We start from the raw sequence: 26528 nt of genomic DNA, 5'->3' as shown, positions 1-26528 counted from the left end.
CATCGGGTAGCGGCGGCTGACGGTTCAACCAGGACCTCAAGCATAGTGCATCTGCACTAGGTGGACCAGCGCGGGCAAATTCGGTGGACAGCCGCGCCGTGACCCGGTGTGATCGGCCGCGACCACACCGACGTGAGGGGTGCCTTGGCCACCGGAGACCTGTCGTCCGACGAAGCGACCATCACGGCGCCGGTGGTCCGGCGCCTGGTGGCGACACAGTTCCCGCGGTGGGCCGGGCTGCCGGTCGAGCCCGCGCCGACGCAGGGCGTGGACAACGCGACGTTCCGCCTGGGACCGGACCTGGCGGTGCGGCTGCCGCGGTACGGGCGCTGGGCCGGGCAGGTCGCGCGCGAGCAGGAATGGCTGCCGAAGCTGGCGCCCGAGCTGCCGCTCCCGGTCCCGGTGCCGCTGGCCGAGGGCGAACCGGGGGAGGGCTATCCGTTCCCGTGGTCGGTGCTGCGCTGGCTGCCCGGCGAGTCGCTCGACCCGGACGGCGTGGCCGACCCGGCCGAGGAGCTGGCGGGGTTCTTCGCCGCGTTGCGCCGGGCGGACACCGCCGGCGGCCCGCCACCCCAGTGGAGCAACGGCTTTCGCGGCGTCTCGACGACTGACGAACGCGACTCGGCGATCGCCCCGGCCCGGCTCGCCCCGCGGATCGAAGCGCTGGCCGGCCTGATCGACATCCCGGCGGTGGCGGCAGTCTGGGAGGCGGCGCGCGCGGCCCCGCCGTGGGACGGCCCACCGGTCTGGATCCACGGCGACCCGGCCCCGGCGAACCTCCTGTCCCGCGACGGCCGGCTCAGCGCGGTCATCGACTTCGGCACGATGGCGGTCGGCGACCCGGCGTGCGACCTGATCGTGGTGTGGTCGGTGCTGTCGGCGGCCGGGCGGCGAAGGTTTCGCGCGGCATTGGACGTCGACGACGCCACCTGGGCGCGGGGGCGGGCGTGGGGGATGACGGCGGTGCTGCCGACGCGGGCTGAGCTGACCGGCCCGGACCCGGCCGGGGCTCGGCGGCGGCTGGACGAGCTGGTGGCGGATCACCAGGCCTCGGATCGGTAGGGGAAATCGGCCGCCGTGCCAGGGTGGGCTGATGGCGGTGCTGCCGACGCGGGCCGAGCTTACGGGCCCGGACTCGGCCCGGGTCCTGATTCGGGCTCGGCGGCGCCTGGATGAGCTGGTCGCCGACCACAAGTCGTCGTGTCAGCAGGGAAAACCACCGGCCGCCATGCCATGGTGGGCCCATGGGCACCACCGTCGTCAACCTGAAGGGCCACCGCGACGACCCGGACTACGCCGACGTCGTCTACGTCGGGCGGGCGATGCACCGCGGCGGCTGGCACCTCGCCGGCTCGAAGCTCGCCAGCCCGTTCCGGCCCGGCAAAGACGGCACCCGCGAGGAAGTCCTCGCCCGGTACCGCGAGCACCTTCTCGCCCGGCCGGACCTGCTCGCGTTCCTGCCGGAGCTGCGCGGCAAGCGGCTCGGCTGCTGGTGTGCCCCTCTGCTGTGCCACGCCCAGGTGATCGCCGACGTCGCGGATCACGGGCCGTAACGAAACGCACCCCCTCTGCGAGTAACCTGGCGACACGAGGGGGTGATCGACGGTGCCCGCGCGACGACATGCCGGCTTCGACCAAGCCGAACTGCCGAAGGCTCACCGGATCAGGTGGTGGTTCGCGGCGGTGACGGCCGGGCTCGTCGCCGTCAGCTTCGCCGTCGTGCCCTACCTGCCGTTCTTCCAGAGCTGGACGTTCGTCCGCGACCCGAAGGTCGCGAGCATCATCACCTGGACCGTGCTGCAGACGTCCGTCGTGGTCGTCTCCGCCGTCCTCACCCTGTACTTCGTCGGCAAGGCCCGGCTCGAAGCCGCCGCCTTCCGCGCCAACCAGATCGACATCCGGCTCTTCGTCGACGAACGCGCGCCGGACAGCCACGACCGCGAGATCGATTCCGCCGTCGAGCTGACCGCCACCTTCAAGCGGTTCCTCAACGACTCTCGCCTCTACACACCGACGCCGGTCCCGGGCGTCGGCAGCTCGTACGACTTCATCCAGATCGTCGAGCACGCCGGCGACGCCGCCGACGGCTGGTGGAAGGCCGCCACCAAGCTGATCCGGCTCGCGCAGCCGCCCGCCGCGTTCACCGTCACCGGCACGGTCCGGCCGGGCAACACCGCGGGCCGCTACCAGCTGATCCTCGAGCTCGTGCGCGTCCCGCGGTTCGCGGCGAGCCCGCTGGTGATCGAGGACGAGAACTGGCCGCGGGTGCTGCACCGGGCCGCGAACGCCGTCGCCGCGCTGGTCATCCCGCGCAGCGCCTACGTGCGCACGAACATCCACTGGGCCGCCTGGCGCGACGCGAAGATCCCCTACGAGCTCTTCGATGCCTACCAGCGCGCCAACCACTTCGTCACCTACCGCCGCTACGACGAAGCCCTCGCCGAGTACTACCGCGCGGTCAGCCTCGACCCGTCGAACGTCTACATCAGACTCGAGATCGCGGCCCTGCAGGAGCAGCTCGACCTGCACCTCGACGCGCTCGCCACCTACGACGACGTGATCACCGTCTGCAGCCGGGGAAAGCCGGCGCTCGCCCGCTGGTGGATCGGCCCCGACTTCGCGCGGCAGCCGCGTCACGCCGGCCGCGGCCGGGACGTCGCGCTGCTGATCGCCCGGTACCGGCACGCGCTGGTGCTCGGCCACGGCGACTCCGTGGCCGGCTCGTGGTGGGTGCGGCGCACGACCGCGAGCGCGCCCGACGACGCGCGGGCGTTGCGCCGCGCCGAACTGCGGGCGGCGCTGGAACTGCGGTTCCGCCGGTACGTCGAGCTCGACGTCCGGACCCGGCCGTACCCGATCCCGCGGGAGAAGCGGCTCGAGCTGCACCGCCGGGTGCTGCGGGTGCCGGCGCGCGAACTGGTCGTCCAGGAGGCGACGCCGGAGCAGCTGGCCGAGTACAACCAGCGGGCCGCGGAGATGCGGTCGTACCTGGGCGCGCTTTCGCAGTACGAGATCGAGCGGCTCCTCGAGGACTACCGCCGGTTCGGCCGGCGCTGGACCCGCAGCTGGCAGCAGCTGACGAACCGCGCGCTCGAGCTGTCCCTGATCTGGACGGTGGTGCGGCGCGCGATGGCCGACGTGGAGCCGATGTCCGGCGCCGTCCCCGAACCCCGCCCGGCCTACCCCCACAGCCGCGTGAAGCTGGCCGACGTCTGCCCGGACCGGCGCTGGCCGCCGGACCCGCAGAGGCTCGACGTCACGGTCGAGGCCGCGGGCGGGCGCAAGTCGTGGGAAGAGTGCTACAACGCGGCGAGCGTCTACGCCGTCGCCATGCTCGAAGTTGGTCCCCGCGGGGAACGGGATCTGCGCGACCGGGCCCGCAACCCGCGTCTCACCGGCGAAGCGCGGGACGAAGTGGCGCGCCGCGCGATCCGCGAGCTCTACCACGCCGCGACGATCAGCCACAGCGGACGGCTGCCCGAGCGTCGCTCGTGGGTGATGGGGGAGGACCCCGACCTCGCCGCGCTGCGCGGGCACGAGCTGTTCCGCGTCTTCGAGATGGTCACCTTCTCCCCGGACCGGGCCGCCCCGCTGCGGCCGCAGCGCGCCCACGTCTGGGAGCAGGTCAGCTACGTGCGGCACCTCGTCGGCGAGATCGCGGCGTGCCGCGCGCACTTCTGGCGGGTCCGCACCCTCGATCCCGGGCCGCGGCCGGACGGCCGGACGCTCGACCGCTGGCGCTCGGCCGACCGCGACGCCTGGCGGAAGCTTTCCCGGCTGGCCACCGGGAAACAGGACTGGTACACCCGCTACCAGGCGATCTGCGCGTTCCGCGAGTGGTCGGCCGACTCGGGGTACCCGGGTTCGATCAGCGGGTTCCCGCTCTACAGCGAGGACCGGCTGCACGCCCAGCTGCGCGGCGCGGCCGGCTCGCGGGGCAAGACCGGCCTCGACGCCAACGTCGTCGTCCGCGAGTACGTGCGGCTCTGCGACCAGCGGCTCGACCAGCTGGTGACCGACATCGCGGAGTTCGAGGGCGCGCTGGTGACGGAGGAGGAGTTCACCGCCCGCGCGGAGCTGTGGGCCGCGCTCTGCTCGTGGTTCGACGACGACATCGCCGACGGCTCCTCGGCCGGCGAACGCCGTGAACGGTTCCGGAAGCTCGCCCGCGCCTAGGCCGGCCGCGTGTAGCGGTGCTTGACGCCGACCGGGAAGTACTCGGGATCCCCGGCGGGCCGCAGGACGACGTCGGGCAGCTGCCGCTCCGGCGGGACGTAGTGCGCGAACTCGCTGTTGAGCCGGCACAGCTGCGCGCGCACGGACTCCGCGATCCGCGCGGCGTCGGCGGTGGCGCCCGGCGCCGTCTCGACGGTGATGCGCAGCCGCCGGTCGCGGTCGGCGTCCTCGACCGCCTCGATGACGAACTTCCCGGTCACCACGTCGCTGATGCCGGGCTGCTCCAGGCCGACGGTGACGTTCTCCGGGTAGACGTTCGCGCCGAAGAACGAGACGGTGAACAGCGACCGGCCGAACACGTACACGAACGGCAGCTCCGGCCCGGGCGGCGGCGTGAAGCCGTGGCGGGCGCAGTAGGCGAGCAGCTCGTCGTGCGGCAGGACCCCGCCGTCGTCGGCGATGTGGTAGCGGATCAGCGGGATGCCGCCGTCGCCGGTGAAGACGAGCGTGCCCTCGTGCACCTCGAAGAAGCGGCTGGCCGGGTCGTACTGCACGAGCGTCGGGAGCCGCGCGTCGCCGAAGACCTCGCGGGCGAGGTCCGGGTGGTCGGCGAAGAACCGGCGGATGCCCGCCGACACCGGCGTTTCGGTGCCGAGCACCCCGGCGTCGGCGGTGCCGTAGAGCGAAGCGATGTCGCGGACCGGGTCGGCGATCCCGGCCCGCCGCGCGACGAGGTCCCGCCACTGCTCGCTGAAGACCTCACCGGCGAGCACGAGCTTGACCGAGTACGCGGGCCAGTCGAGGCCTTCGGCGAGCCCGGTGTCGACGACGTCCTTCACGAACGGCGGATAGCCCAGCAGCACAACCTGCTCGAAGTGCGGCGCGAGCTCGGGCAGCACCCGCAGGATCTCGGCCTTGTTGTTGCCCGGCGCCACCACGGTGATCGGGCAGCCCTTGGCCGCGAGGTGACGCACGCACGCCGTGGTGAAGAGCCCGCCGACCCAGGTGCCGAGCGGGAAGCAGACGACGGCGAGGGTGCCGCGCTCGCCGGCGTCGAAGGCGTCCACGAGCACCTGTTCGAACCGCCGGGCGACGTGCAGCTCGTCCTCGAGCGAGCGAGGCCAGATCGTCGGGTGCCCGCTCGAGCCGGAGGAGACGGCGATCATGTCGAGCCCGGCGAACGTGCCGTCGCGGCACAGTTCGGGCAGCGGGTACTTCCGGTGGTAGCCGGCCTTGTCGACCAGCGGCAGCGTGCGGAAGTCCGCCATCGTGGCGACGTCCGCAGGCGTGATGCCGTGCTCCCGCAGGAACTTCCGGTACGCGGGCACGGTTTCGGCGGTGCGGTGGAAGAGGTCGAGGACATGGCTTTCCGGCGGGGGCCCGGGCGGGGCGAAGAAGGTGTCGAACGCCTGCCGCACGCGGGTCTGCCGAGCGTGGTCCATGATCGCAGCATAACGGCCGCCGCGTGTCATGATGGGCGGCGTGAGCACCACCGCGGAGCAGCAGCCCGCCGGCGCGCCGTTGACCCTCTACCTGGTCAAACGGCTCGAGCTGGTGGTCAGGGCGCTGCTCGACGACGCGCTGCGGCCGCTCGGCCTGACCACGCTGCAGTACACGGCGCTGACGGTCCTCGAAGCCAGCGGCGCGCTGTCGTCGGCGCAGCTGGCGCGCCGGTCGTTCCTGCGGCCGCAGACCATGCACGAAATGGTGCTAGCGCTGGAAAAGCGCGGACTGATCGCGCGCACCCCCAAGCCGGGCAACAAGCGGGTGCTGCTGGCAGGCCTCACCGAAGCCGGCCGCGGCCTGCTCGCCGACTGCGCGCCGGCGGTCGCGGAGGTGGAGGACGCGTTGCTGGCGGACCTGAGCCCCGGCCAGCGCGCGACGTTCCGCGAAGGCCTCCAGCACGGCATCACGGCGTTGGGTGCGTTGATGCACCACGCTCAGGAACCCTGATCAACCTGGTCGTGGCGACTGGGGTACCGGGCTCCGCCGACTGGAGTCTTTACTCAGGCTTGCTGATGGTCCGGACGAGTGGAAGACGCTGTGGAGCCGTAGCGTGGGTGTGACCGGGGGCGTTGGAGGGTAAGTCCCAGGTCTGCTCCCGCCTCTGGAGGTTCCCTGACGTGACCCGGGCAAGCGACGCGACCACCACCGCGCGTCGGCTGCTGATGCTGGCCGGGGCCGTGGCGGGGTTGTGGTTGCTGTCGTGGCTGGTGTCCGGTCACGCGCAAGCGGCGACGGGGGCTTCGCCGCCGGCCGGTGTTGCGGTGGTGACGGCTGCGGGTGATGTGGGGAAGCCGGTGGTCGAGACTGCTGCTTCGGCGGTTGGGCCGGTGGGGCGGGTTGTGAAGTCCGCGGCGCCTGTGGTTGAGCCGGTGAAGGCCGCGTCTGGCGTGGTGAAGCCGGTGGTGCCGGTCGTCGAGACTGCCGCCTCGGCGGTCGAGCCGGTGGCGCGCGTGGCCACCGCGCCTGTAGCGGAGCCGGTTGCGCAGGTTATGAAGACTGCTGCGCCCGTGGTTGAGCCGGTGACGCGAGTGGTCAAGTCCGTTGAGCCTGTGGTTGAGCCCGTGGCGCGAGTGGTCAAGACCGTTGAGCCAGTGGTTGAGCCCGTGGCGCGAGTGGTCAAGTCCGTTGAGCCTGTGGTTGAGCCCGTGGCGCGAGTGGTCAAGACCGTTGAGCCAGTGGTTGAGCCGGTCGCGCGGGTGGTCGATGCCGCTGCTCCCATGGTTGAGCCGGTGGCCCGGGTGGTCAAGGCCGCCGCTCCTGTGGTCGAGCCGGTTGCGCAGGTGGTCAAGGCCGCAGCACCGGTGGTCGAGCCGGTGGCGCACCTCGTCGAGCCCATCTCCGCTCCCGTGGTCCAGGCCGTCGCACCCGTGGCGCGCACCGTCGGATCGGTGCTGCAGCCGATCACCGACATCGCGAAGCCCGTCGTCAAGCCGGTCACGGACCTCGTCGCCCCGGTGACCGCCCCGATCGTCAAGCCCGTCACCGACCTCGTCGCCCCGGTGACCGAAGTCGTGGCTCCCGCCGGCAACGATGGCGCCCACCCCGGCACAACCGCCCCGCCCGCCGGGCGCCCCACCCCCGATCAACCGCTCGCACCCACCCGCGAGGCGAATCCTCAGCACGCACCCCAAGCGGCAGCCCCGGATTCACCCCAGTCCGCGGAATCCGCCCGCCAGACCACGGCCATCAAAGCCCGCGCGACCGGACCCAACGCGGCCGAAGCTGAAGCCGGAACCCGAGCCCAGCCGCTCCACAAACCGCAGCCGCTCCAGAAAAAGAAGAACCACCCTCCCCAGACCCCGCCGGCCCCGCGAAGCCCCACTCCCGCCGATGCCACCGTCGGCGGCGGCTCCCCGACCCCGCCCGCCTTCCTGACCGCCGACTTCGCTCCCCACTCCGGCAGGGGCTTCGCGCAGTCGCACGGTGACTTCCACCCGCTCTGGCGAGCGTGCGAACCGGGCACCGGCCCCGGTTAGGTCCCGTCCCGAACCTCCTCTCCGTCGTGTGCTCGCGGCGTGCTCCGCGCTGCCCGCGACCCAACTCAGAACCCACGCGTGGAAGCAGGGACGAAAGATGGAAGCGAACGTGTTCGACCTCGGGAAGGTGCGAAGAGACGCGGTGGTCACCGTCCGCCTGGACGCGATGGCCAACGTCAGGCTGCTGACGGCGGTCAACTACCAGGCATACCGGCGCCGGCAGTACTACCGGATGCACGGCGGGGTGGCCACCACACCGATGTTCAAAATCCACATTCCGGCCAACGCGCACTGGTTCCTGGTGCTCGACGTCGACGGGCTGGAGAACCTGCCCCTGCGCCCGCGGGTGACCGTCGAGCCGGAACCGGCCGTCATGGCCCGTGGACGCACCGGCCCCCGATGAACGTCAGTTCGGCCCTCGCGGCCCCGATCTCGTTTTCGGGGCCGTCGAAGGGATCGCGGTCCATCACCACCAGATCGGCGCGCCGGTCCGGCCGGATCGAGCCGGTGTCGTCGAAGTGGTTCACGTACGCCGAACCCGCCGTGTAGGCCGTGATCGCCGCGCCGAGGCCGATCCGCTGCGCCGGGAAGAACGGGGGCACGGCTTCCCCGTACGGCGTGCGGGTGACCGCGACGTGGATGCCCTGCAGCGGGTCGGGGCTGCTCACCGGCCAGTCGCTCCCGGCGGCCAGGGTGGCCCCGGACCGCAGCAGGGCGCCGAACGGGTACTGCCACGCCGCCCGGCCGGCGCCGAGGAAGGGGATGGTCAGCTCGTCCATCTGCGGTTCGTGCACGGCCCACAGCGGCTGGATCGTCGCGGTCGCGCCGAGCCGCCGAAACCGCGGGACGTCGTCGGGGTGCACCACCTGCACGTGCGCGAGGTGGTGCCGGCGACCGGTCGCCGAGCGCGTGGAAGTGCACCTGGAAGCCGTGCGCGTCCAGGAGCGTGACGTGCTCGCGCAACGCCACCGGGTCGACGAAGCTCAGTCCACTGTGGTCACCGCACCGGTACGGGCTCAGCAGGGCCGCGGTCCGGTTCTCGGCGATGCCGTCCAGCATGATCTTGACGCTGCGGGCAGGGAACCCCTTGCGGCGCAACGATTCCCGGCGGTCCAGCAGGTCTGGGAGCTGGTCGGCACCGCGGCCGCGGTCCCACCAGAGCATTCCGCCGTACTCGCCGAGCAGCGGGTCCTGCCACGCGGTGACGCCGTAGGAGTGCAGCAGCCGTTGCGCGCTCGGGGGCAGCAGGCGGGTGACGAGGTCCATCGCGCCTTCCTGCAGCACGCCGGTCGCGACACCGTCGGCGCTCGATGCGCCCGTCGGGCGGGTCCGGGGTGTCGCCGGTGATCCCGGCGCGGGTGAGCGCCGCGCCGTTGAGCCACGCGCCGTGGTGGTCGCGGTTGATGAGCACGACCGGCCGGTCCGCGACGACGTCGTCGAGCAGCCGCTGCCGGTCAGCCACTCGAGCCGCGGCTGGGAAGCGGCGTCCAGGCACTGCGCGACCGTCGTGGCGCCGGTGAGGTCGCAGCGGCCGAGCTCGATCCCGGCGCCGACGGCGTGGACGTGCGCGTCCTGGAACCCGGGCAGCAGCAGCCGGCCGCGCAGGTCGACCACTTCGGTGCGCAGGCCGATCAGGGGTGTCGGGTCGCCGCCGACGGCGGTGATCCGCCCGCCGGTGACGGCGACCGTTCCCGCCCGGCCGCCGGGCGTGAAGACCGGCCCGCCGGTGAAGACGAGGTCGGTGTACATGCGCCCGATCTTGCCGCATCGGCGGGGGAGAGCCGGGGTGCTCGGCAAGACGAGCGGAGCGACCCCGCCGATGGCTCGAAAAGGCCACCGGACCTGCGGACCCGGTGGTCCGGTGGCCCTTCCCGGACCGACCATCGGCGGATTTACAACGTTGTACCAACGATGTAAAAGTGGGCTGCGCTGTTCGCCGCCGTGGAAGGGGACACCGATGTCCGTCCGAGAACGCGATCACCTGACCCGCCGTGACCTGCTCCGGCTCGCCGGAGGGACGACCGCCGCCGTCGCCGCGGCGCTCTGGCTGCCCGGCGGCGCGGCCGCCGCCGGCACCTTCGGCCCGATCCGGCCGCCCGCGACGCCGCTGATCGTCCGCTCGCCGTACCTGTCCACCTGGCAGCCCGCCGACAACCTCCCCGGCACCTGGTCGAGCTTCTGGACCGGGCACATCACCGCCCTCTGCGGTCTCGCCCGTATCGACGGCGCCGCCTACGTCTTCGCCGGGCAGCCCGCCCTGCCGAGCGGACCCGCGCTCACGCCGATGACGCAGGTGAGCCTGCAGGTCACCGGCACCCGCTCGACCTACGTCCTGACCGGCGGCGGGGTGAACCTGACCGTCACGTTCTTCTCGCCGGTCGACCCGGCGAACCTGCAGCGCCAGAGCGTCCCGTTCGGCTACGTGACGCTCCAGGCCGCCAGCGCCGACGGCCGCGCCCACGCCGTCGACCTGCACTTCGACACCTCGGCGGAATGGGTGCACGGGAACACCTCGACCCCCGTCACCTGGACGCGGCAGCAGGCGAGCGGCTACACGCTGCTGAGCTGCACGCCCGCGAGCCCGGGTGTGCTGCAGGAGAACGGCGACCAGGCCAGCTGGGGCTCGCTGGTGCTGGCCGCGCCGGCGTCCGGGGTCAGCTGGCAGATCGGGCAGGACACCGTCGTGCGCGCCGCGTCCGCCGGCCAAGGAACCCTGGCCAACACCAGCGACACCGCCCAGCCCCGCGCGATCAGCGACCGCTGGCCGGTGCTCGCCTTCAACAAGGACCTCGGCACGATCGCCGCCGGTGGCACGTCGGCGCCGTTCACGCTGGCGATCGGGCACGTCCGGACGCCCGCCGTGCGCTACCTCGGCGCCGAGCTGCGGCCCTGGTGGACGCACTACTGGGGCAGCTGGCAGGACATGGCGGTCTGGTTCGCCGACGACTACGCGAGCGCGTTGAGCGCCGCGACCGCGATCGACCGGCGGCTGCACGACGACGCCGTCGCCGCGGCCGGCGGCGGGACCACCGGCGAGCACTACGCGGGGATCTGCGCGCTGGCGCTGCGGCAGGCGTTCGGCGGCACCGAGCTGGTCGACCGCGGCGGCGCGCCGTGGGGCTTCCTCAAGGAGATCTCCTCCAACGGCAACATGTCCACTGTGGACGTCACCTATCCGGCGTTCCCGGCCTACCTCTACCTTTCCCCGGCCTACCTGCGGCTGGTCCTGGAGCCGTTGCTCGACTACGCCGAACGCGGCGGCTGGCCGATGCAGTACGCCGAACACGACCTCGGCACGCACTACCCGGACGCGACCGGGCACAACGACGGCAACGAGGAGAGCATGCCGGTCGAGGAGTCGGCCAACCTGCTGATCATGGCCGCCGCGCTGGTGCAGCGGCTCGGTTCGGCCGACGCCGCCGCCTTCGCGAACACCCACTACCGGATCCTGCGGCAGTGGGCCGAGTACCTCGTCGGCCACCCTCGACCCGGGCTTCCAGAACCAGACCGACGACTTCACCGGGTTCATCGCCCACAGCGCCAACCTCGCGCTCAAGGGCATCATCGGCGTCGGCGCGATGGGGATCATCGCCGCCGCGACCGGCAACACCGCCGACGCCCAGCGGTACCGGTCGGTCTCCCGCGGTTACGTCAGCCAGTGGGTGACGCTGGCGCAGGACCCGTCGAACCAGCACCTCAAGCTGGCCTACGACCAGCCCGGCACCTGGAGCCTGAAGTACAACGGCTTCGCCGACCGCGTGCTCGGCCTCGACCTGGTCCCGCTCGGCGTCGCGACGCAGGAGGCGGCCTGGTACCAGGGCCGCGCGAGCGCCCACGGGGTGCTGCTCGACCCGCGCAACAACTACACGAAGGCCGACTGGGAGCTGTGGACCGCCGCGTGGCTCACCGACCAGCCGAACATCCGGACCACGCTGGTCGAGGGCGTCTACAGCTACGCAAACACCACGCCGCAGCGCGTCCCGTTCAGCGACTGGTACGTCGTGGCCGACGCCACCCAGCGCGGTTTCCAGGCCCGCCCGGTGGCGGGCGGTTACCTGGCGCTGCTGACCCGCCCGGCGGCGTCGACGACCGTGTGGCGGAAGCTGCAGAACCAGCGCTCGGGCAAGGTGCTGGCCGTGTCGAACATGTCGCTGGCCGACACGGCCGAGGTGACGCAGTGGAGCGACAACGGCACGGCCGACCACCTCTGGGCGGTCGTCGAGAACGGGGACGGGACCGTCCGGATCGTCAACCGCAACAGCGGCAAGGTCCTGGCGGTCCACGACCAGAGCCTCGACAACGGCGCCCACGTCCAGCAGTTCCAGGACAACGGCACCCCCGACCACAACTGGCGGATCGTCGACGCGGGCGGCGGCTGGTCCAAGCTCGTCAACGTCCGTAGCGGCAAGGTGATGGCCGTCGACCAGCAGTCGACGGCCGACGGCGCGCAGGTGACCCAGTGGGACGACAACGGGTCACCGGACCACCTGTGGCGGTTCGTCTGACGCCGTTTGCGAGACTGGCGCCGTGTGCGCCGAACCCCTTCGCCGGTTCCTCGAGGACCGGGATCCGCCGACTCCGTGCCTCGTCGTCGACACCGACGCCGTCGCGGTGCGGGCGCGCGAGTTCCGTTCGGCGTTCCCGGGCGCGCTGATCCGGTACGCCGTCAAGGCCAACCCGGCGCCGCCGGTGCTCGACGCGCTGGTGGCCGCCGGGGTCGGCTTCGACGTCGCCGGGCCCGCCGAGCTGGCGCTGTGCCTCGAGCGCGGCGCCGACCCGGCGGACCTCGCCTACGGCAACCCGATCAAGAAACCCCGTGACATCGCCTTCGCCTTCGAACGCGGGGTCCGCGAGTTCACCTCCGACGCGCCCGACGACGTCGACCACCTGGCCCGGCACGCCCCGGGCTCGGCCGTCTCGATCCGGGTCGTGTTCGAGGCGCCGGACTCGGTGACGCCGTTCGGCCGGAAGTTCGGCTGTGAGCCCGCCGAGGCCCTGGACCTGGTGCTGCGCGCGGCCGCGCTGGGGTTGCGGCCGGGGATCGCCTTCCACGTCGGGTCGCAGCAGCCGGACGTCACCGCGTGGGAGATCGGGATCACGACGGCGGCGAAGCTGTTCGCCGAGGCCGCGGCCCAAGGCGTCGTGCTGACGCGGCTCAACCTCGGGGGCGGGTTCGCGACCACCCACCGCACCGCCGTCCCGCCGCTGGCCGCGTACGCGGCGACGATCGCCTCGGCGCTCGACACGCACTTCCCGGCCGGACGGCCGGAGCTGCTGCTCGAGCCGGGACGCGTGCTGGTCGCGGACGCGGGCCTGCTGCGCACCGAGGTCGTGCTCGTCGCACACCGGGGCGAGCGGCGGTGGGTGTACCTCGACATCGGCCGGTACAACGGGCTCGCCGAGGCCGAGAACGAGGCGATCGCCTACCGGTTCGAGCCGGTCGACGCCGGCGGCCCGAGCGGGCCCGTGGTGCTCGCCGGGCCGACCTGTGACGGCGATGACGTCCTCTACCAGCGGACGCCGTACGAGCTGCCGCTGGCCCTGCGGACCGGCGACCGGCTCGACCTGCCCGGCACCGGGGCCTACACCGCCAGCTACGCGTCGGTGGCGTTCAACGGCATCGAGCCGCTACGCACGTACTGCGTCGGGCGGTGGGGTGATGCCTGAGATCGGCCGGTTCACCGGGCGGCACGTCCTGGCCGAGCTGCACGGCATCGACCCGGGCCTGCTCGACGACGCTTCTCGGCTGGGCGAGCTGCTCCGCGCGGCCGTGACGGAGGCGGGCGCGACGGTCGTCGACGTCGTGGCGAAGCGGTTCGCGCCGCAGGGCGCCACCGTGATCGCGCTGCTGGCCGAGTCGCACGCGTCCGTGCACACCTACCCCGAGCACGGATCGCTCTTCGCCGACGTGTTCACCTGCGGTGACCGGGCCGACCCCGAGCACGCGCTGCGGCTGCTGGCGAAGGCGCTCGACGCCGGCTCGGTCCACCTGTCCGTCGTCCACCGGGGAGAACGCTGATGCCCTCGATCCACGAGCCGGTCGGCGCCGGCCTCACCCGCGTCTGGGCGGTCGGCGACGTCGTGTTCGACGCGCGCACGCCGTACCAGGAGGTGCTGATCGGCAAGACCGCGCAGGGGGTCTCGCTCTTCTGCGACGGCGAGCGCCAGAGCACCGAGGCGAGCCAGCTGGTGTACCACGAGGCGCTGATGGTGCCCGCGCTGCTGCTGGCCGACCAGGTGCGGCGGGTGCTGGTGATCGGCTCGAGCGAGGGGGTCGCCAGTCAGCTCGCGGTCGACGCCGGCGCCACGCACGTCGACCACGTCGACATCGACGAGCAGGCCGTCCGGGCCTGCGCCGAGCACCTGCCCTACGGCTACACCGCCGAGGAGCTGGCGCTCGCGACGCGGGGCGAGGGCCCGGTCCGGGTGTCCTATGCGGACGGTTGGGCGTTCCTGGCCGCGGCGCCCGCAGGCCACTACGACGTGGTCGTGATCGACCTGCCGGACGAGAACACCGACCCCGAAGCGCAGCACAACCGCCTGTACGGCACGGACTTCCTCCACCAGTGCCTGCGGGTGCTGGCCCCGGGCGGGGTGGTGACCTGCCAGGCCGGCTGCCCGACGCTGTGGCGCAACGAGACGCTGCGCGCGTCGTGGCGGCGGTTCCGCGAGGTGTTCGGGACGGTGCTGTACTTCGGGTCCGACGAGCACGAGTGGGCGTTCCTGTCCGGGCGTGCGGACCACGTCGCCGAGCCGGGCGCGCTGGTGGCCCGGCGGTTCGCGGAGCGGGGGAGCGGCGCGGCGACGCTGGACGCCGAGGCGCTGCTGGCCGGCTCGACCCCGCCGCTTTCGCTCCGGCGCGATACTGGTCCAGACCAGTTTTGAGACGCCGATTTTCACAATATCCCATTGGTGAAAGATGAATGAGCGGGAAATGGATTTCCCGCACGCCGGGTCGCCGTGTTACTCCGTTCAGTGGCCGTCGAAAAGGTTGCGATCGCGCTACGATCCGTTCCGCGCTCGATCATCGTGATCAAAAGGCACCGTGGCCCATTTGGAGGAGCGTCATGCTTGGTATGTTGGTCGTAGCCGGAATGATTCTGTCCGCCGTCGCCGCACCCGTCGAATCCGTGGCGGATTCGGCTCCCGACCAAAGGATCACGCTCGACATCAAGACCATCAACGGGTCCGGCTGCCCGGCCGGCACGGCGACCGCCTCGGCCGACGTCGCGTCGGACAACACGGCGTTCACGGTGCACTACTCGAACTTCACCGCCAAGGCCGGCGGCGGCTCCTCCGCGCTCGACGCCCGGAAGAACTGCCAGATCAACGTGCTCGTCCATGTGCCCCAAGGATTCACGTACGCGATCGCTTCGGCCGAGTACCGCGGCTTCGCGCACATCGAGAGCGGGGCGAGCGCGCTCGAGCAGGCCAACTACTACTTCGCCGGGACGTCGCCGACCGCCCGGGTGCGCCACACCTTCCCCGGGCCGTTCCACGGCGTGTGGCGTGCCACCGACGTCACCGACGTCGCCGAGCTCGTGTTCGCGCCCTGCGGTGAGGACCGCAACCTGAACATCAATGCGGAACTGCGGGCCGACGCGGGCACCTCCTCGGGCGCGAGTTACATCGAAATGGATTCCGAACACGCGAGCGTGGACACGATTTACCACTTCGCGTGGAAGACCTGCTGAATTCCGCGGAATCGGCCCGGATGGCCCGCTCATCGGAGGTGATTCCCGGTGAGCGGGCCCGGCCGGGTCAGACGTGGGTCACCAGAAGTGTCACTCCCGCCTCGCCGCCGCAGTCGACGAAGACCGGGCCGACGCCGTTCCCGATGTGCTGCGCCACGGTCGCCTTGGCGACGAAGTGGTCCGGCCCGGCGTCGACGATCCGGATGTTCTCCAGTGCCGGGTGCTCCGGGAAGCCGCCGAGCACCGACTTGAGCCCGGTGCCGCCGCCGCAGCTGCCGGTGATGGTCACTTCCTGGCCGCGCTGCGTTGTCGGGTTCGGGCTCACCTGCACGGTGGCCCGGGCGCCCTTCGGCGGCTCCGGCTGGTTCGTGGTGGTCATGGTCCCCTCCGCGGTTCCCGGCGCCGCCGACGCGCCGCCGGCGATCCCGATGCTCACCGCCGTGACGAGCCCGGCCGCCGCGGCCAGTCCGGTCACCGTGCGGGCGGCTTTGGTGCGCATGGTGTTCTCCTCCCTCGATCCGGAGTCGGCCGGATCTGCTTCGTCAGTCGCCGCGGGGTGACCCCGGGGTTCTCGACGGGGAGGAATGAGACGTGGATCACATCAAGGTGGTCAGGCGACGCGGGAGGGGGAGCGTCGTCCGGCTGTCTACAAAGGACGGCTAGTCGAGAGCGCCGGAAGCCGGCAGCTCGGCCGGTTCGCCCTTCGTGGCGGGCGTGAGCGTGCATCGTCGCTCGAACCGCTCCATCAGGACGGTTGCGATCAGGAGGGCCACTGGGGTGCTCACCGCGATCCACATGGAAGAAGAGCTACCCAGGCCCGCGGGAAGTGAATCGCCCGGGTGAGCTCGACTGGGGCCTCAAACACATAGTGGTGCCGCGCGCACACCCCGCGGCCTGGGCGGGGCCGCTCAGGTCACCGGTTGGTCTCGATCCTCCGCGGACAGCCGCGTGATCAACTCCAGCAGGCCGGCGCGGAAGGTGCTGTCCTCGCCGAGCCCACCGAGCAGCGCGGGTTCGGCGCGCACCGCCCGGTCGTGGACGGTCCGGCCGCGCGGGGTGAGCCGGGTCAGGTGCCGGCGCGCGTCCGCCGGGTCAGCCGTCCGGGTGACAAAACCCGCCTTCGCGAGCCGGTCGAGCGTGCGGCTCATCGTCTGGTCGGTGACCTGGCAGCGCTGGGCCAGCGTCCGCTGGGGGAGCGGGCCGTCGCGCAGGACGTGCAGCGCGATCAGCCCCGCGTGGGTGAGCCCCATTTCGGCGAGCACGGCCGCCCAGCGCTGCTCCACGAGCCGCGCGGCGACCGCGAGCAGCCGGCCGGTCGGCCAGGTGCTCAGGTCGGGTTCGGGGGTTGTGCTCACCGTCACTCCGGGTCGTCGTGCAGAATGTTCAGCCTGCTGAACAATTGGGCGTGTCCGCCCACGAAAGGACCTTAGCGACCATGAACGAGAAGCCGCGCCGCCTCCGCTGGCTGATCCCCGCGCTCCTGGTGATCGCCTGGCTCGGGCTGGGCGGCTTCGGCGGCCCCTTCGCCGGGAAGCTGAGCGAAGTCGCGAAGAACGACAACGCCGCCTTCCTGCCGCGCTCGGCCGAAGCCACCGAAGTCTCCGACGAGCAGAAGGCGTTCAGCTCCCGCCAGGTGCTGCCCGCGACCGTCGTCGCCGAGCGCCCGACCGGCCTGACCGCCGACGACCGCCGGTTCCTCGAGGCCAAGGCGCGGGAGCTCGGCAGCGTGCCCGGCGTCGTGGGCCCGCTCGGGAAACCCGAAAACGCGCCGCGCGACGACCAGGCCGTGCAGCTCGCGGTGCCGATCCTCGCCGACGGCAACCCCGCCGACGTCGTCAAGGAGGTCCGCGAGCGGCTCACCGGCGCCCCGGCCGGGCTCACCGTGCTCGTCACCGGGCCGGCCGGGCAGATCGCCGACCTGGTCAAGGCGTTCGGCGGCATCGACGGCATCCTGCTGCTCGTCGCCGGCGGCGTGGTCGCGCTGATCCTCATCGTCGTCTACCGCAGCCCGCTGCTGCCGTTCCTGGTGCTGCTGTCGGCGGTGTTCGCGCTCGGGCTCGCGAGCCTCGTCGTCTACCTGCTGGCCAAGAACGACGTCCTCGCGCTCAACGGCCAGAGCCAGGGCATCCTCTCGATCCTCGTGTTCGGCGCGGCGACCGACTACGCGCTGCTGACCGTCGCGCGCTTCCGCGAGCAGCTGCGCGACACCCCGAGCCGGTTCGACGCGCTCAAGCTCGCCTGGCGCGCGACGCTCGAACCGATCGCCGCGTCGGCCGGCACCGTGATCCTCGGGGTGCTGTGCCTGCTGTTCAGCGACCTCAACTCCAACAAGGGCCTCGGCCCGGTCGCGGCCATCGGCATCGGCTCCGCGCTGCTCGCGTCGATCACGTTCCTGCCCGCCGTGCTGGCCCTGTGCGGGCGCGGCGCGTTCTGGCCGTTCAAGCCGGCGCTCGGCTCGCCGCACCCCGAGACGTCCGGGATCTGGGGCCGGGTGGCCCGGCTGGTCGGCCGGCGGCCGCGCGCGGTCTGGGTGGTGACGGCGCTCGTGCTCGGCATCGGCGTCGCGTTCCTGCCGCAGCTCAAGGCGTCCGGCACCGCGCAGTCGGACGTCTTCCTCACCCAGGTCGAGTCCGGGACGGGCCAGGAGGTCCTCGGCCGGCACTTCCCGGGCGGGCTCGGCGCGCCCGCGATCACGATCGCCGACGCGGACGCGCTGCCCGCCGTGCTCGCCGCGGCGAAGCCGGCCGGCGTGGCGCAGTCGCTGCCGTTGCCGGGCCCCGACGGGAAGCCGAAGGTGGTCGACGGCCGTGTGCAGATCCTGTCCGTGCTCGACGATCCGGCGGACTCGGAAGCGGCGGTCGCGACCGTCGGGAAGCTGCGGGACGCCGTGCACGCGGTGCCCGGCGCGAACGCGAAGGTCGGCGGCCCGACGGCGATCCAGCTGGACACGCAGCAGACGTCGGTGCACGACCGCGAGCTGATCATCCCGATCGTGCTGCTGGTGATCTTCGCCGTGCTCGCCCTGCTCCTGCGGTCGTTGCTGGCGCCGCTGCTGCTCATCGCGACGGTGGTGCTGTCGTTCGCCGCGACGATGGGCGTGTCGGCACTGGTGTTCAACCACGTCCTCGGCTTCCCGGGCGCGGACCCGGTCGTGCCGCTGTTCGGGTTCGTGTTCCTGGTGGCGCTGGGGATCGACTACAACATCTTCCTGATGACGCGGGTGCGCGAAGAGGCACTGACGAGGGGAACACGCGACGGCACGCTGCGCGGGCTGTCGTTGACGGGCGGGGTGATCACGTCGGCCGGTGTGGTGCTGGCGGCGACGTTCTCCGCGCTCGCGGTGATCCCGATCCTGTTCCTCGCCCAGATCGCGTTCATCGTGGCGTTCGGCGTCCTGCTGGACACGTTCCTGGTGCGGTCGCTGCTGGTGCCCGCGCTGACCGTGGACGTCGGCCGGCGGATCTGGTGGCCTTCGACGCTGGCCAGGAAGGACGCCTAGGAGTCGACGCGGGCCCGGGCCGCCGGGGACTCGCCGGTCAGGTACGCCGCCGTTCCGGTCAGCACGAACAGCCGGTCGAGCGACGGCTGCCGGTTGTCCAGGTGCAGGCGGGCCCCGGCCGTGGTGACGACGCGGTGGACGCGGATCAGGACCGACAGCCCGGACGAGTCGCAGAACGTGATCCCGGCGCAGTCGAGGTGCACGTCGCGCACGCCCGCGTACTCGGCCAGGCGGTCCGTCACCAGCTTCAGCAGCAGCGCCGCCGTGGTGAACTCCAGCTCGCCCGCCACCACGACGTGGGCCGTGGTGGCGTCCGGGACGTCCCAGGTGCAGTTCAACGCGCTCGTCATGCCGACAGCCCCGATCCGGCGGCCGCGTCCGCCAGGTGCGTGCGCGCGTCGCGGAGGAAGCCGGTGGCCCGGGGGAAGTCGCGCAGCTCTGTCTCCAGCAGATCCAGCGCGGGCACCAGCGAAGCGGCCGGGACACCGCGCGCGGTGAGGATGCCGGCGGTCCAGGTCAGGAAGCCGATGAACAGCTCGGCGTCGCCGACGTACAACGCCGTCGCCAGGAACTCGACGATGTGCGCGACGTCCTCGGCCGTGTGCCGGCGCTGCTGGTCGGTGTAGGCCCGCATGGCCGGGATCCGCTCCTCCAGCCCGGCCAGCACTGCCTTCACGAGCCGGCTGGAGCTGCGCGTGACCAGCGTGTACTCCTGGTCGGCCAGGTGCGGCAGGTCGTCGAGCGGCTGGTGCGCGCCGTGCGGGCGGGGGAGCGGCTCGGTCAGCCGGTCGGCGGCCGTCCGAGCGTCCGGGGCCCAGGCTTCGGCGCCCAGCAGCCGCGCGTACCGGCCGTCGTGCCCGAAGGCGGCGCCGCCCGCGATGACCGGGGTGGCCGCCGCCTGGCACGCGGTGATCGTGGCGTGCGCGGTCGGCAGCCGGGTGGCGATCGAGCTGGACAGCGCGACCGCGTCCGGCCCGGTGCGGTGCAGGTGCGCCACCAGGTGCGGGGCGGGCACCTGGGCGCCGAGGTAGTCGACGTGGAACCCGCGCAGCCGTAGCACCTCGGCGAGCAGCCGGGCGGGCATCGCGTGCCACTCACCGTCGACACACGCGACCGTGACACGGCCGAGGTGCGGCTCGGGCCGCCGCAGCACGTACCCGAACGTCGCGATGACGCGGTCGTTGATCGCGGTCGCCGCGTGCTCCTGCGCGACGGTGAGCCGGTTGGCCGCCCACTCCTGACCGACGCGCCGCTGCACCGCGCCGATCACGTCGAGCAGCACGCTCTCCGGGTCCGTCCCGTCGCGGAGCGCCTGGACGACGACGTCGCCCGCGGCGTACTCGTCCCCCGCCGTGACGGCGTCCCAGAGCCGTTCGGCCAGCCCGGCCACACCGGCCGGGCGGGTCGCGGTGCTCATGCGGTGTACCTCCCGCGACTGTGGCCGCCGACCGCGGCCAGGTGCTGCCCGCGTGGCGCGGTGATCGCCAGGACGGCCATGTCGTCGTGGGCGCCGCGCCCGATCCACTGCGACGCGACCATCTGCACCCGCTCGACCACGGCGTCGGCGGGCATGTTCGCGCACTCGGCGACGATCTCCTGGAGCCGCTCCTCGCCGAACATGGCCTCGCCCAGCGGGCCGCCCTTCGCCTCGATGATTCCGTCGGTGTAGAGCAGGCAGGTCTCGCCGGGCTCGAGCGTGATGTCCGCGCTCACCGACTCGATCTCCGGCAGCACGCCGATCAGGCTGCCGCGGCTTTCGGCCTCCTCGACCCGGCCGTCGGCCCGCGCGATCAGCGGCGGCGGGTGTCCCGCGCAGGTGACGCGCAGCCGGACGGTGGCGCCCTCGCGGCGGGCCGAGGCCAGCACCAGTGTCACGTACCGGGCGTCCTGGTTGTCCCCGAGCGTCCGGTTCAGCAGGTCGAGCAGGCGGTGGTGGTCACCCGCCATCGGCAGCAGCGCCCGCAGCGTGGTGCGGATCTTCCCGGTGAGCACGGCGGCGTCGAGACCCTTGCCGCAGACGTCGCCGAGCACGGCCAGCGCCTCTTCGCCGTCGGTGGTGACGACCGGGTGCACGTCGTAGAAGTCGCCGCCGATCCGTTCGCCGTCGCGGGCCGGGCGGTACCGGCCGGCGAACTCGACCCCGCCGAGCTGTTCGAGGGTCGGCGGGAGCAGTTCGCGCATCAGCGTGTCGGTGATCGATGCCTGCTGCGCGAACACCCGCGCCGCCGACATCGCGGCGCCGGCCCGCGCCGCGAACAGGCGTGCGAAGAGCTCTTCCTGGTCGGTGAACGACGCCCGGTCGCCGCGGCGCAGCAGCACCAGAGCGCCCGCCGGGACGCCGTGGCCGGGCAGCGGCGTGACGACGATCGAGCCGACCGGCCCGAAGTCCCCGGGTAGCACCCAGCCCGGCGCGGCGTCCGGGTCGAGCCAGCGCGAAGGCACCGGCGGGAAGCCCTGCAGGGCCTCGCCGAGCCCGGGCAGCTCGTCCGGGTCGATCTCCAGCCGGGACCGCGCCGGCTCACCGCCGCGCACGCAGGTGACGGCGGGGAAGCTCCCGCCGGTGGTCGGGGCGAGCACGAGGGCGGCGTCGGCGAGGTGCTCCGCGGCCAGCCGCGAGGCGACCTCCATGCAGCGTTCGAGGTTGAGCGAGCCCAGCAGGGCCGCGGACGCGTCGCTGAGGAACGCCGTCCGCCGCTGTTCCTGGGCCAGCGACTCCCGGGCCGCCAGGACGTCGGTCTCTTCGATGAGCCACCACGTCGTCGCGTCGCCGTGCGGGATCGGATGGGCCGCGAAGGCCCGTTCGCCGACTTCGCCGCGGACGACCTCGTCGGCCGACGCCTCGTGCGCGTCGGCCAGCCAGTCCGCGACCGTGCCGGACAGCGGGGAGCCGGGCCGGGCGCCGGGGAAGAGCTCGCGCGCGGTTTCGTTGAGGATCCGGACCACGCCGGCGCCGTCGGCGACGACCGCGGCCGTGGGCGCGGCTTCCCAGCCCCGGTCGACGACCACGGGGGCGGCGGGCGCCGTGCGCACGCGCTCAGCCATGGACCGGCCCGGGCTCGGTGGGCAGCTCGGCCCACAGCGTCTTGCCGGTGGGCCGGCGCAGCTGGCCCCACGCCGCCGCGCAGCGCTCCACCAGCAGGAGTCCGCGCCCGCCGTGGTCGGACGGCGCCCGGCGGCGCGCGGGTTCACCGGCGCCGTCGTCGACCTCGATCCGCAGCTTGGCGGCGCCGGGGAGCAGCCGGACGTGGTAGGGCGCGCGGCCGTGGCGCAGCGCGTTGGACGTCAGCTCGTCGACGACCATGACGGCGGTGCCGACCACGTGGGCCGGCAGGTCGCACAGGACGGCGCGGACCCAGGACCGGACCTTGGCCAGTTCGGTGAGGTCGGCGGAGATGCCGAGCTCGTGCCGGATAGCTCGCAGTTTCACGTCCGCCTCCTTCGCCGTGCCGGGCCCCGGGGGAAAGGCCTCCCCTTCTTCATGCCCGGAACCGGCCCCGCTGACACGGGTTTCGGAAGTCGTCATGATTCGGCGCCCCAGGAAGCGAGCACCGCGTCGAGCGTGGGGTGCACCGGCATGACGTCGCCGAGGCCAAGCAGGTCGATGGGCCGGACCACGGCCGGCACGGTCGTCACCACGGCGAACCGGCCGCCGGCCGCGCGCAGCCCGCGTGACAGCCGCAGCAGCGCCTGCAGGCAGCTCGAGTCGCAGAACTCCACCTCGGTCATGTCGGCGACGACCCGGCCGGCGCCGGGTTCCGGCGGGAACACTTCCGCGAGCTTCGGCGAGACGGCGAAGTCGAACTCGCCGCGCAGGGTGTACACGCTCAGGTCCGGGGCCTCGTGGATGTCCAGCGACCAGCCGTCACCGGAGAACCGCTGCCGGGGCCGCGTGGCGTCGGTGGTCATGGAAAACTCCTGGGTGAGGGGATCAGGGACGCGGGCTGGCGGCTCAACCTGCTCCAGTGCGCAATCTACCAGCGCGGCCCGGCCGAGGCAGCGCGGTGGTCCCTCACCGTCCTTTAAGGACCTCGGCCGGAACGGGCTCGGAAGCGGGTTTCGGCGGCTCCGGGGCCGGGGGCACGATGGCGACGTCGACCGTGCGGGTCAGCCGTTCGTAGGGTGCCCGGTGCTCGCTGTCGAGCAGCACCGCCAGCGGCGTCCAGACGCCGACCACGAACACCGACACGGCCAGCGCGACCGGCAGGAGCAGCTGTTCGGGGTGCTCGCCGAGGTCCCAGTGGTCCAGGTCGAGCACCAGCCAGCCGAGCCACAGCGGGGAGAGCAGGATGCCGTTGCGGACCAGCAGCGCGATCGGCCCGGCCCGGCGGCGGCCGCGGCGCACGACCCGCAGCAGCATCGCGCGCTTGCCGGGGGTCGATCCGGTGACCGCCGGCAGCACCACGAACCAGACGAGGGCCAGGATGGCGACCGGCGTGTCGCGGTGCGTCAGGTCCTCGCCGAACAGCGTGAGCAGGCCGAACAGGAACCCGAGCAGCGCGGCGAACCCCAGCAGGTCGGTGGCCAGCGCGAACAGCCGCCGGGTGAAGGTGACCTTCTCGGCGTAGCGGCGACGCTCGTGCTCCGGCGCCGGCGGCGGCAGCAGCCGGCCGAGCGGACCGGCGAGCAGCCAGCCCACGACGACACCGGCGGTGTTGAGGATGAGGTCGTCCACGCTGAACAGCCGGTACGGGCACGGGTAGACGAACCACAGGCCGGTCAGCTGGGTCAGCTCGAAGAACAGCGACACGCCGAAACCGACCAAAGTGGCCGGCACCAGCCGCATCCGCTGCGCGTAGCGGACGAAGAACCCGAGCGGCGCGAGCATGACGACGTTCAGCGCCGTGGTCCAGACCGCCGGGTTGTGCAGCAGGGCGCCGGGGCTCCAGTGGCCGCGGGCCCGCTGCGACACCACTTCGACGAAGTAGAAAGGCCGCAACTGCGGAGAACTCGCGTAGGTGTGCCCCGCGCAGTAGGCCGGATCGGCGGGCAGCGGCAGCACCGTCTGCGTCGCGATCGCCAGCAGGTAGAAGAGGAACACGTAGAAGACGGCCGTCGTCCACCCGCCGGCCCGGCCGCGGCGGCGGTAGCTGACGAACGCCGCCGGCAGCATCACGGCCAGCACGAGGAACGGGAAGAGGATGAGGGCGGTCCGGACGGGGACGAGATAGGTGGCGACCACGGAGCCGGTGGTACCCAGCCGGAGGGGGAGCGAAGCGTGCTTTCCCCCGGACGGCTGGGCCTCACCGGCGGAAGGTCACTGCGGGGGCGCGTCCTGCTGGCCGCCACCCTGCTTGTGCAGGAAGTCCTTCACCTTGTCCGAGCCCTGGTCGATCTTGTCGGCGTGGTCGCCGAAGCGCTGCTTGGCGGCCTCGGCGGCCTTGTCGACACCCTGGTCGGCCTGGTCCGGGTGCTTCCCGAGGGCTTCCTTCGCCTTGTCGAACAGATTCATCGGTAAGCCTCCATCGGTACTGTGCCGTTCGTTACCGATCCGACCACAGCCACGGCCGAACGGCCCTCGCGGCAACGGTCACCTTCGCGCTCGGGGGTCGGCCTGCTTTTGGCCAGATCGGTAAATCCGATCTTCGGACATCCCGAGGAGACCACCGGCGCAACGGGCCCGCAACCGAACGGCCGTACGCACTCACCTGTCGTGGGTATTCCCGCCCCTTTCCCGGGTGAAAGCCCGGCATTCGGGTTTGAACGGCGCCAACCCGGGTAAGGCGCGGCCGCTCGCGTCTTGAACCGCGCGCCGGGCCGGCTCGTATATCCGGTGAGGACCGCCGGACCCGCCGCAGGGGAGGCGGTCACCGCCGTGAACCACGACGTGAGGCCCGCATGCTCGGAAACACCGGTCTGCCGCTGCCGCGGCTCGCCCGCCGCCGCTCCCCGGACCCGGGGTCCGCCCTGCCCGACTTCGGGCTGCCCTGGCCCGGCCGGCGCCGGCACGCCTTCGCCGGCCTGGTCCTGACGGTGCTGGCCACGCTGCTCGTGCTGTTCGGCCTGCTCGCCCCGGACGACCTCACGTCCTTCTCCGCGGAGGCGCTCGTGCGCGTGCCGGTGGAAGGGCTCATCGTCGCCGCGTTCGTGCTGGTCCTGCCGCCGCGGGCGCGGAACGTCGTCGCCGTGGCCGTCGGGCTCGTCCTGGGGCTGCTGACCCTGATGAAGGCCCTCGACACCGGCTTCTACGCGACGCTCGAGAAGCCGTTCGACCCGGTCTACGACTGGAGCTTCTTCCAGGCCGGCGTCGAGTTCCTCGCCGGGCAGATCGGCGAGGTGGGCACGATCGCCGCGCTCGTCGGCGCCGGGTTGCTCGCGGTCGCCGTCATGGTGTTCATGGTCCTCGCGATGCTGCGCCTGACCCGGATCGCCGCGGGCCGCCGGACCGGGGCGACACGCGTGGTCGCCGTGCTCGGCGTGATCTGGATCGTCAGCTCGGTGTTCGGCGTCGAGATCGCGCCGGGGCAGCCGCTCGCCGCCCAGAGCGCCGCCGCGCTGGCCTACGGCGACCTGCGCCAGGTGGGCGCGGACCTGCGGGACCAGCGGCCCTTTGGCGAGATCGCCGCGGAGGACGCGTTCCGCACCACCCCCGGCGACCAGCTGCTGACCGGGCTGCGCGGCAAGAACGTCGTGCTCACCTTCGTGGAGAGCTACGGCCGGATCGCCCTCGACGACCCGGGTTTCGCCCCGAAGATCGGCGCGACGCTCGACGCGGGCACCGCGCAGCTGCGGGCCGCCGGCATCGGCGCGAAGAGCGCGTTCCTGTCGTCCGCGACGTTCGGCGGCGGGAGCTGGCTGGCGCACTCGAGCGTGCAGTCGGGGATGTGGATCGACAACCAGCAGCGGTACAACGACCTGCTCGGCAGTGACCGGCTGACCCTCGGCGGCGCGTTCCAGCGCGCGGGCTGGCGGACCGTCTGGGACGTGCCCGCGCACACGAAGGACTGGCCCGAGGGCCAGAAGTTCTACCACCCCGACGCCTACTACGACGCCCGCAGCATCGGCTACCACGGGCCGGGCTACGCCTACGCCACGATGCCCGACCAGTTCACGATGTCGATGCTGCAGCGCAACGAGCTCGCGAAGGCCGGGAAGCAGCCGGTGATGGCGGAGGTCGACCTCGTCTCCAGCCACGCGCCGTGGTCGCCGCGGCCCTGGCTCGTCGACTGGAACCAGGTCGGCGACGGCTCGGTCTTCGCTCCGCAGCCGGCGGCCGGCGAGGCGCCGGAGTCGGTCTGGAAGGACCCCGCGAAGATCCGCGACGCCTACCGCGACGCCACCGACTACTCGTTGAAGACGCTGATCTCGTTCGTGCAGAACTACGGCGACGACAACCTGGTGCTCGTGTTCCTCGGCGACCACCAGCCGCCGGTGGTCACCCCGCAGGGCGCGGTGCACGACGTGCCGATCACGATCGTCGCCAAGGACCCGAAGGTGCTGGACCGGATCTCCGGCTGGGGCTGGACCGACGGCCTGCACCCGGCCGCGCAGGCGCCGGTGTGGAAGATGGACTCCTTCCGCGACCGCTTCCTCACCGCCTTCGCCCACTGACCGTCCACTTCGGACGCTTCGGACGCTGGGCGCCCAGGACGTGGGGGGGGGGGGGGGGGGGGGGGGGGGGGGGGTAGCGGAGGAGGGCCATGAGCGGCCCGCAACGCAGCAGAGGAGGAGGAGAGCGAG

General features: G+C 72.5%; 25 protein-coding genes and 3 pseudogenes. 15 read left to right on the top strand and 13 right to left on the bottom strand.

The window, feature by feature from the left end; translation table 11 throughout:
* Nucleotides 1–144: 144 nt before the first annotated feature.
* From ACZ63E_RS16300 to ACZ63E_RS16290, 3 genes are all read left to right on the top strand, one after another.
* A complete protein-coding gene (locus tag ACZ63E_RS16300; protein ID WP_465336763.1) occupies nucleotides 145–1062 on the top strand; it encodes an aminoglycoside phosphotransferase family protein in 918 nt (305 codons plus the stop codon).
* A 182-nt stretch (nucleotides 1063–1244) separates the two neighbouring features.
* Complete coding sequence (locus ACZ63E_RS16295) at nucleotides 1245–1553, top strand: DUF4326 domain-containing protein (RefSeq protein WP_465336762.1); 309 nt, start codon at nucleotides 1245–1247, stop codon at nucleotides 1551–1553.
* 52 nt (nucleotides 1554–1605) lie between these two features.
* The gene (locus ACZ63E_RS16290) at nucleotides 1606–4176 is read left to right on the top strand and encodes a tetratricopeptide repeat protein (protein WP_465336760.1); all 2571 of its coding nucleotides are present in this window, start codon (nucleotides 1606–1608) and stop codon (nucleotides 4174–4176) included.
* On the opposite strand, the gene ACZ63E_RS16285 is transcribed toward ACZ63E_RS16290, so the two are convergent.
* The gene (locus ACZ63E_RS16285; RefSeq protein ID WP_465336758.1) at nucleotides 4173–5618 is read right to left on the bottom strand and encodes a phenylacetate--CoA ligase family protein; all 1446 of its coding nucleotides are present in this window, start codon (nucleotides 5616–5618) and stop codon (nucleotides 4173–4175) included. The genes ACZ63E_RS16290 and ACZ63E_RS16285 overlap by 4 nt on opposite strands.
* A 28-nt stretch (nucleotides 5619–5646) precedes the next feature.
* On the opposite strand from ACZ63E_RS16285, the gene ACZ63E_RS16280 reads away from it, so the two are divergent.
* The 3 genes from ACZ63E_RS16280 (at nucleotide 5647) to ACZ63E_RS16270 (ending at nucleotide 8061) form a co-directional block, all read left to right on the top strand.
* Entirely contained in the window at nucleotides 5647–6129 is a 483-nt protein-coding gene (locus ACZ63E_RS16280; RefSeq protein WP_465336757.1) for a MarR family winged helix-turn-helix transcriptional regulator, read from the top strand.
* A 170-nt stretch (nucleotides 6130–6299) separates the two neighbouring features.
* The gene (locus ACZ63E_RS16275) at nucleotides 6300–7658 is read left to right on the top strand and encodes a hypothetical protein (protein WP_465336755.1); all 1359 of its coding nucleotides are present in this window, start codon (nucleotides 6300–6302) and stop codon (nucleotides 7656–7658) included.
* Nucleotides 7659–7755: 97 nt separating this feature from the next.
* Nucleotides 7756–8061, top strand: coding sequence for a DUF1883 domain-containing protein (locus tag ACZ63E_RS16270; RefSeq protein ID WP_465336753.1), 306 nt, complete (start codon nucleotides 7756–7758; stop codon nucleotides 8059–8061).
* Here the strand turns inward: ACZ63E_RS16270 and ACZ63E_RS16265 are convergent.
* Nucleotides 8030–9407: pseudogene (locus tag ACZ63E_RS16265) on the bottom strand (amidohydrolase). The gene ACZ63E_RS16270 and the pseudogene ACZ63E_RS16265 sit on opposite strands and share 32 nt — an antisense overlap.
* A gap of 228 nt (nucleotides 9408–9635) precedes the next feature.
* Nucleotides 9636–9851, bottom strand: coding sequence for a hypothetical protein (locus tag ACZ63E_RS16260; protein WP_465337488.1), 216 nt, complete (start codon nucleotides 9849–9851; stop codon nucleotides 9636–9638).
* On the opposite strand from ACZ63E_RS16260, the pseudogene ACZ63E_RS16255 reads away from it, so the two are divergent.
* The 7 genes and pseudogenes from ACZ63E_RS16255 to ACZ63E_RS16225 form a co-directional block, all read left to right on the top strand.
* Nucleotides 9766–10599, top strand: a pseudogene (locus tag ACZ63E_RS16255) (DUF5127 domain-containing protein); the annotation flags it as partial. The gene ACZ63E_RS16260 and the pseudogene ACZ63E_RS16255 sit on opposite strands and share 86 nt — an antisense overlap.
* 150 nt (nucleotides 10600–10749) lie before the next feature.
* Nucleotides 10750–11665: pseudogene (locus ACZ63E_RS16250) on the top strand (glutaminase domain-containing protein); the annotation flags it as partial.
* 138 nt (nucleotides 11666–11803) lie between these two features.
* Nucleotides 11804–12163, top strand: a complete 360-nt coding sequence (locus ACZ63E_RS16245; RefSeq protein ID WP_465337463.1) for an RICIN domain-containing protein — start codon at nucleotides 11804–11806, stop codon at nucleotides 12161–12163.
* 22 nt (nucleotides 12164–12185) lie between these two features.
* On the top strand, nucleotides 12186–13325 hold the full coding sequence (locus ACZ63E_RS16240) for a type III PLP-dependent enzyme (protein WP_465336751.1): 1140 nt from the start codon (nucleotides 12186–12188) through the stop codon (nucleotides 13323–13325).
* Nucleotides 13318–13677: an adenosylmethionine decarboxylase gene (gene speD, locus ACZ63E_RS16235; RefSeq protein WP_465336749.1), complete on the top strand. Its 360-nt coding sequence runs from the start codon at nucleotides 13318–13320 to the stop codon at nucleotides 13675–13677. Before ACZ63E_RS16240 ends, speD begins: the two co-directional genes overlap by 8 nt.
* On the top strand, nucleotides 13677–14543 hold the full coding sequence (locus ACZ63E_RS16230) for a spermidine synthase (protein WP_465336747.1): 867 nt from the start codon (nucleotides 13677–13679) through the stop codon (nucleotides 14541–14543). Before speD ends, ACZ63E_RS16230 begins: the two co-directional genes overlap by 1 nt.
* A gap of 182 nt (nucleotides 14544–14725) precedes the next feature.
* Complete coding sequence (locus tag ACZ63E_RS16225; RefSeq protein ID WP_465305579.1) at nucleotides 14726–15352, top strand: DUF4360 domain-containing protein; 627 nt, start codon at nucleotides 14726–14728, stop codon at nucleotides 15350–15352.
* A gap of 67 nt (nucleotides 15353–15419) precedes the next feature.
* On the opposite strand, the gene ACZ63E_RS16220 is transcribed toward ACZ63E_RS16225, so the two are convergent.
* From ACZ63E_RS16220 to ACZ63E_RS16210, 3 genes are all read right to left on the bottom strand, one after another.
* The gene (locus ACZ63E_RS16220; RefSeq protein WP_465336745.1) at nucleotides 15420–15851 is read right to left on the bottom strand and encodes a hypothetical protein; all 432 of its coding nucleotides are present in this window, start codon (nucleotides 15849–15851) and stop codon (nucleotides 15420–15422) included.
* 160 nt (nucleotides 15852–16011) lie between these two features.
* Nucleotides 16012–16137 (bottom strand): hypothetical protein, encoded by a 126-nt coding sequence (locus tag ACZ63E_RS16215; protein ID WP_465336743.1) that lies wholly within the window; start codon nucleotides 16135–16137, stop codon nucleotides 16012–16014.
* 123 nt (nucleotides 16138–16260) lie between these two features.
* Nucleotides 16261–16713 (bottom strand): MarR family winged helix-turn-helix transcriptional regulator, encoded by a 453-nt coding sequence (locus ACZ63E_RS16210; protein ID WP_465336741.1) that lies wholly within the window; start codon nucleotides 16711–16713, stop codon nucleotides 16261–16263.
* Nucleotides 16714–16787: 74 nt separating this feature from the next.
* Here ACZ63E_RS16210 and ACZ63E_RS16205 point away from each other — a divergent pair, with 74 nt between their 5' ends.
* On the top strand, nucleotides 16788–18851 hold the full coding sequence (locus ACZ63E_RS16205; RefSeq protein WP_465336739.1) for an MMPL family transporter: 2064 nt from the start codon (nucleotides 16788–16790) through the stop codon (nucleotides 18849–18851).
* On the opposite strand, the gene ACZ63E_RS16200 is transcribed toward ACZ63E_RS16205, so the two are convergent.
* The 7 genes from ACZ63E_RS16200 to ACZ63E_RS16170 all read right to left on the bottom strand — a co-directional run bounded on the left by ACZ63E_RS16200 (nucleotide 18848) and on the right by ACZ63E_RS16170 (nucleotide 24300).
* Nucleotides 18848–19201, bottom strand: coding sequence for an STAS domain-containing protein (locus tag ACZ63E_RS16200; protein ID WP_465336737.1), 354 nt, complete (start codon nucleotides 19199–19201; stop codon nucleotides 18848–18850). The genes ACZ63E_RS16205 and ACZ63E_RS16200 overlap by 4 nt on opposite strands.
* A complete protein-coding gene (locus ACZ63E_RS16195; protein ID WP_465336736.1) occupies nucleotides 19198–20268 on the bottom strand; it encodes a cobalamin B12-binding domain-containing protein in 1071 nt (356 codons plus the stop codon). The genes ACZ63E_RS16200 and ACZ63E_RS16195 overlap by 4 nt, the downstream gene beginning before the upstream one ends.
* The gene (locus tag ACZ63E_RS16190; protein ID WP_465336735.1) at nucleotides 20265–21893 is read right to left on the bottom strand and encodes a PP2C family protein-serine/threonine phosphatase; all 1629 of its coding nucleotides are present in this window, start codon (nucleotides 21891–21893) and stop codon (nucleotides 20265–20267) included. Before ACZ63E_RS16190 ends, ACZ63E_RS16195 begins: the two co-directional genes overlap by 4 nt.
* Nucleotides 21886–22278: an ATP-binding protein gene (locus ACZ63E_RS16185; RefSeq protein WP_465336734.1), complete on the bottom strand. Its 393-nt coding sequence runs from the start codon at nucleotides 22276–22278 to the stop codon at nucleotides 21886–21888. Before ACZ63E_RS16185 ends, ACZ63E_RS16190 begins: the two co-directional genes overlap by 8 nt.
* 92 nt (nucleotides 22279–22370) lie before the next feature.
* Nucleotides 22371–22757, bottom strand: coding sequence for an STAS domain-containing protein (locus ACZ63E_RS16180; protein ID WP_465336733.1), 387 nt, complete (start codon nucleotides 22755–22757; stop codon nucleotides 22371–22373).
* A 103-nt stretch (nucleotides 22758–22860) separates the two neighbouring features.
* Entirely contained in the window at nucleotides 22861–24030 is a 1170-nt protein-coding gene (locus ACZ63E_RS16175; RefSeq protein ID WP_465336732.1) for a VanZ family protein, read from the bottom strand.
* Nucleotides 24031–24105: 75 nt separating this feature from the next.
* A complete protein-coding gene (locus tag ACZ63E_RS16170) occupies nucleotides 24106–24300 on the bottom strand; it encodes an antitoxin (protein WP_465336731.1) in 195 nt (64 codons plus the stop codon).
* Between the two features lie 386 nt (nucleotides 24301–24686).
* Here ACZ63E_RS16170 and ACZ63E_RS16165 point away from each other — a divergent pair, with 386 nt between their 5' ends.
* Nucleotides 24687–26399 (top strand): alkaline phosphatase family protein, encoded by a 1713-nt coding sequence (locus ACZ63E_RS16165; protein ID WP_465336730.1) that lies wholly within the window; start codon nucleotides 24687–24689, stop codon nucleotides 26397–26399.
* Nucleotides 26400–26528: the final 129 nt, after the last annotated feature.

The sequence above is a fragment of the Amycolatopsis sp. NPDC104819 genome, from assembly GCF_055583145.1.
This window is presented reverse-complemented; position numbering and strand designations above follow the sequence as displayed.

What these genes read in the sequence shown, in the direction of transcription:
- ACZ63E_RS16295 (WP_465336762.1), top strand. Translation starts at nt 1,245, where the DNA reads ATGGGCACCACCGTCGTCAACCTGAAGGGCCACCGCGACGACCCGGAC.
- ACZ63E_RS16285 (WP_465336758.1), bottom strand. Translation starts at nt 5,618, where the DNA reads ATGGACCACGCTCGGCAGACCCGCGTGCGGCAGGCGTTCGACACCTTC.
- ACZ63E_RS16280 (WP_465336757.1), top strand. Translation starts at nt 5,647, where the DNA reads ATGATGGGCGGCGTGAGCACCACCGCGGAGCAGCAGCCCGCCGGCGCG.
- ACZ63E_RS16270 (WP_465336753.1), top strand. Translation starts at nt 7,756, where the DNA reads ATGGAAGCGAACGTGTTCGACCTCGGGAAGGTGCGAAGAGACGCGGTG.
- ACZ63E_RS16260 (WP_465337488.1), bottom strand. Translation starts at nt 9,851, where the DNA reads ATGTGCCCGGTCCAGAAGCTCGACCAGGTGCCGGGGAGGTTGTCGGCG.
- ACZ63E_RS16245 (WP_465337463.1), top strand. Translation starts at nt 11,804, where the DNA reads ATGTCGCTGGCCGACACGGCCGAGGTGACGCAGTGGAGCGACAACGGC.
- speD (WP_465336749.1), top strand. Translation starts at nt 13,318, where the DNA reads ATGCCTGAGATCGGCCGGTTCACCGGGCGGCACGTCCTGGCCGAGCTG.
- ACZ63E_RS16230 (WP_465336747.1), top strand. Translation starts at nt 13,677, where the DNA reads ATGCCCTCGATCCACGAGCCGGTCGGCGCCGGCCTCACCCGCGTCTGG.
- ACZ63E_RS16225 (WP_465305579.1), top strand. Translation starts at nt 14,726, where the DNA reads ATGCTTGGTATGTTGGTCGTAGCCGGAATGATTCTGTCCGCCGTCGCC.
- ACZ63E_RS16220 (WP_465336745.1), bottom strand. Translation starts at nt 15,851, where the DNA reads ATGCGCACCAAAGCCGCCCGCACGGTGACCGGACTGGCCGCGGCGGCC.
- ACZ63E_RS16205 (WP_465336739.1), top strand. Translation starts at nt 16,788, where the DNA reads ATGAACGAGAAGCCGCGCCGCCTCCGCTGGCTGATCCCCGCGCTCCTG.
- ACZ63E_RS16200 (WP_465336737.1), bottom strand. Translation starts at nt 19,201, where the DNA reads ATGACGAGCGCGTTGAACTGCACCTGGGACGTCCCGGACGCCACCACG.
- ACZ63E_RS16195 (WP_465336736.1), bottom strand. Translation starts at nt 20,268, where the DNA reads ATGAGCACCGCGACCCGCCCGGCCGGTGTGGCCGGGCTGGCCGAACGG.
- ACZ63E_RS16190 (WP_465336735.1), bottom strand. Translation starts at nt 21,893, where the DNA reads ATGGCTGAGCGCGTGCGCACGGCGCCCGCCGCCCCCGTGGTCGTCGAC.
- ACZ63E_RS16180 (WP_465336733.1), bottom strand. Translation starts at nt 22,757, where the DNA reads ATGACCACCGACGCCACGCGGCCCCGGCAGCGGTTCTCCGGTGACGGC.
- ACZ63E_RS16170 (WP_465336731.1), bottom strand. Translation starts at nt 24,300, where the DNA reads ATGAATCTGTTCGACAAGGCGAAGGAAGCCCTCGGGAAGCACCCGGAC.
- ACZ63E_RS16165 (WP_465336730.1), top strand. Translation starts at nt 24,687, where the DNA reads ATGCTCGGAAACACCGGTCTGCCGCTGCCGCGGCTCGCCCGCCGCCGC.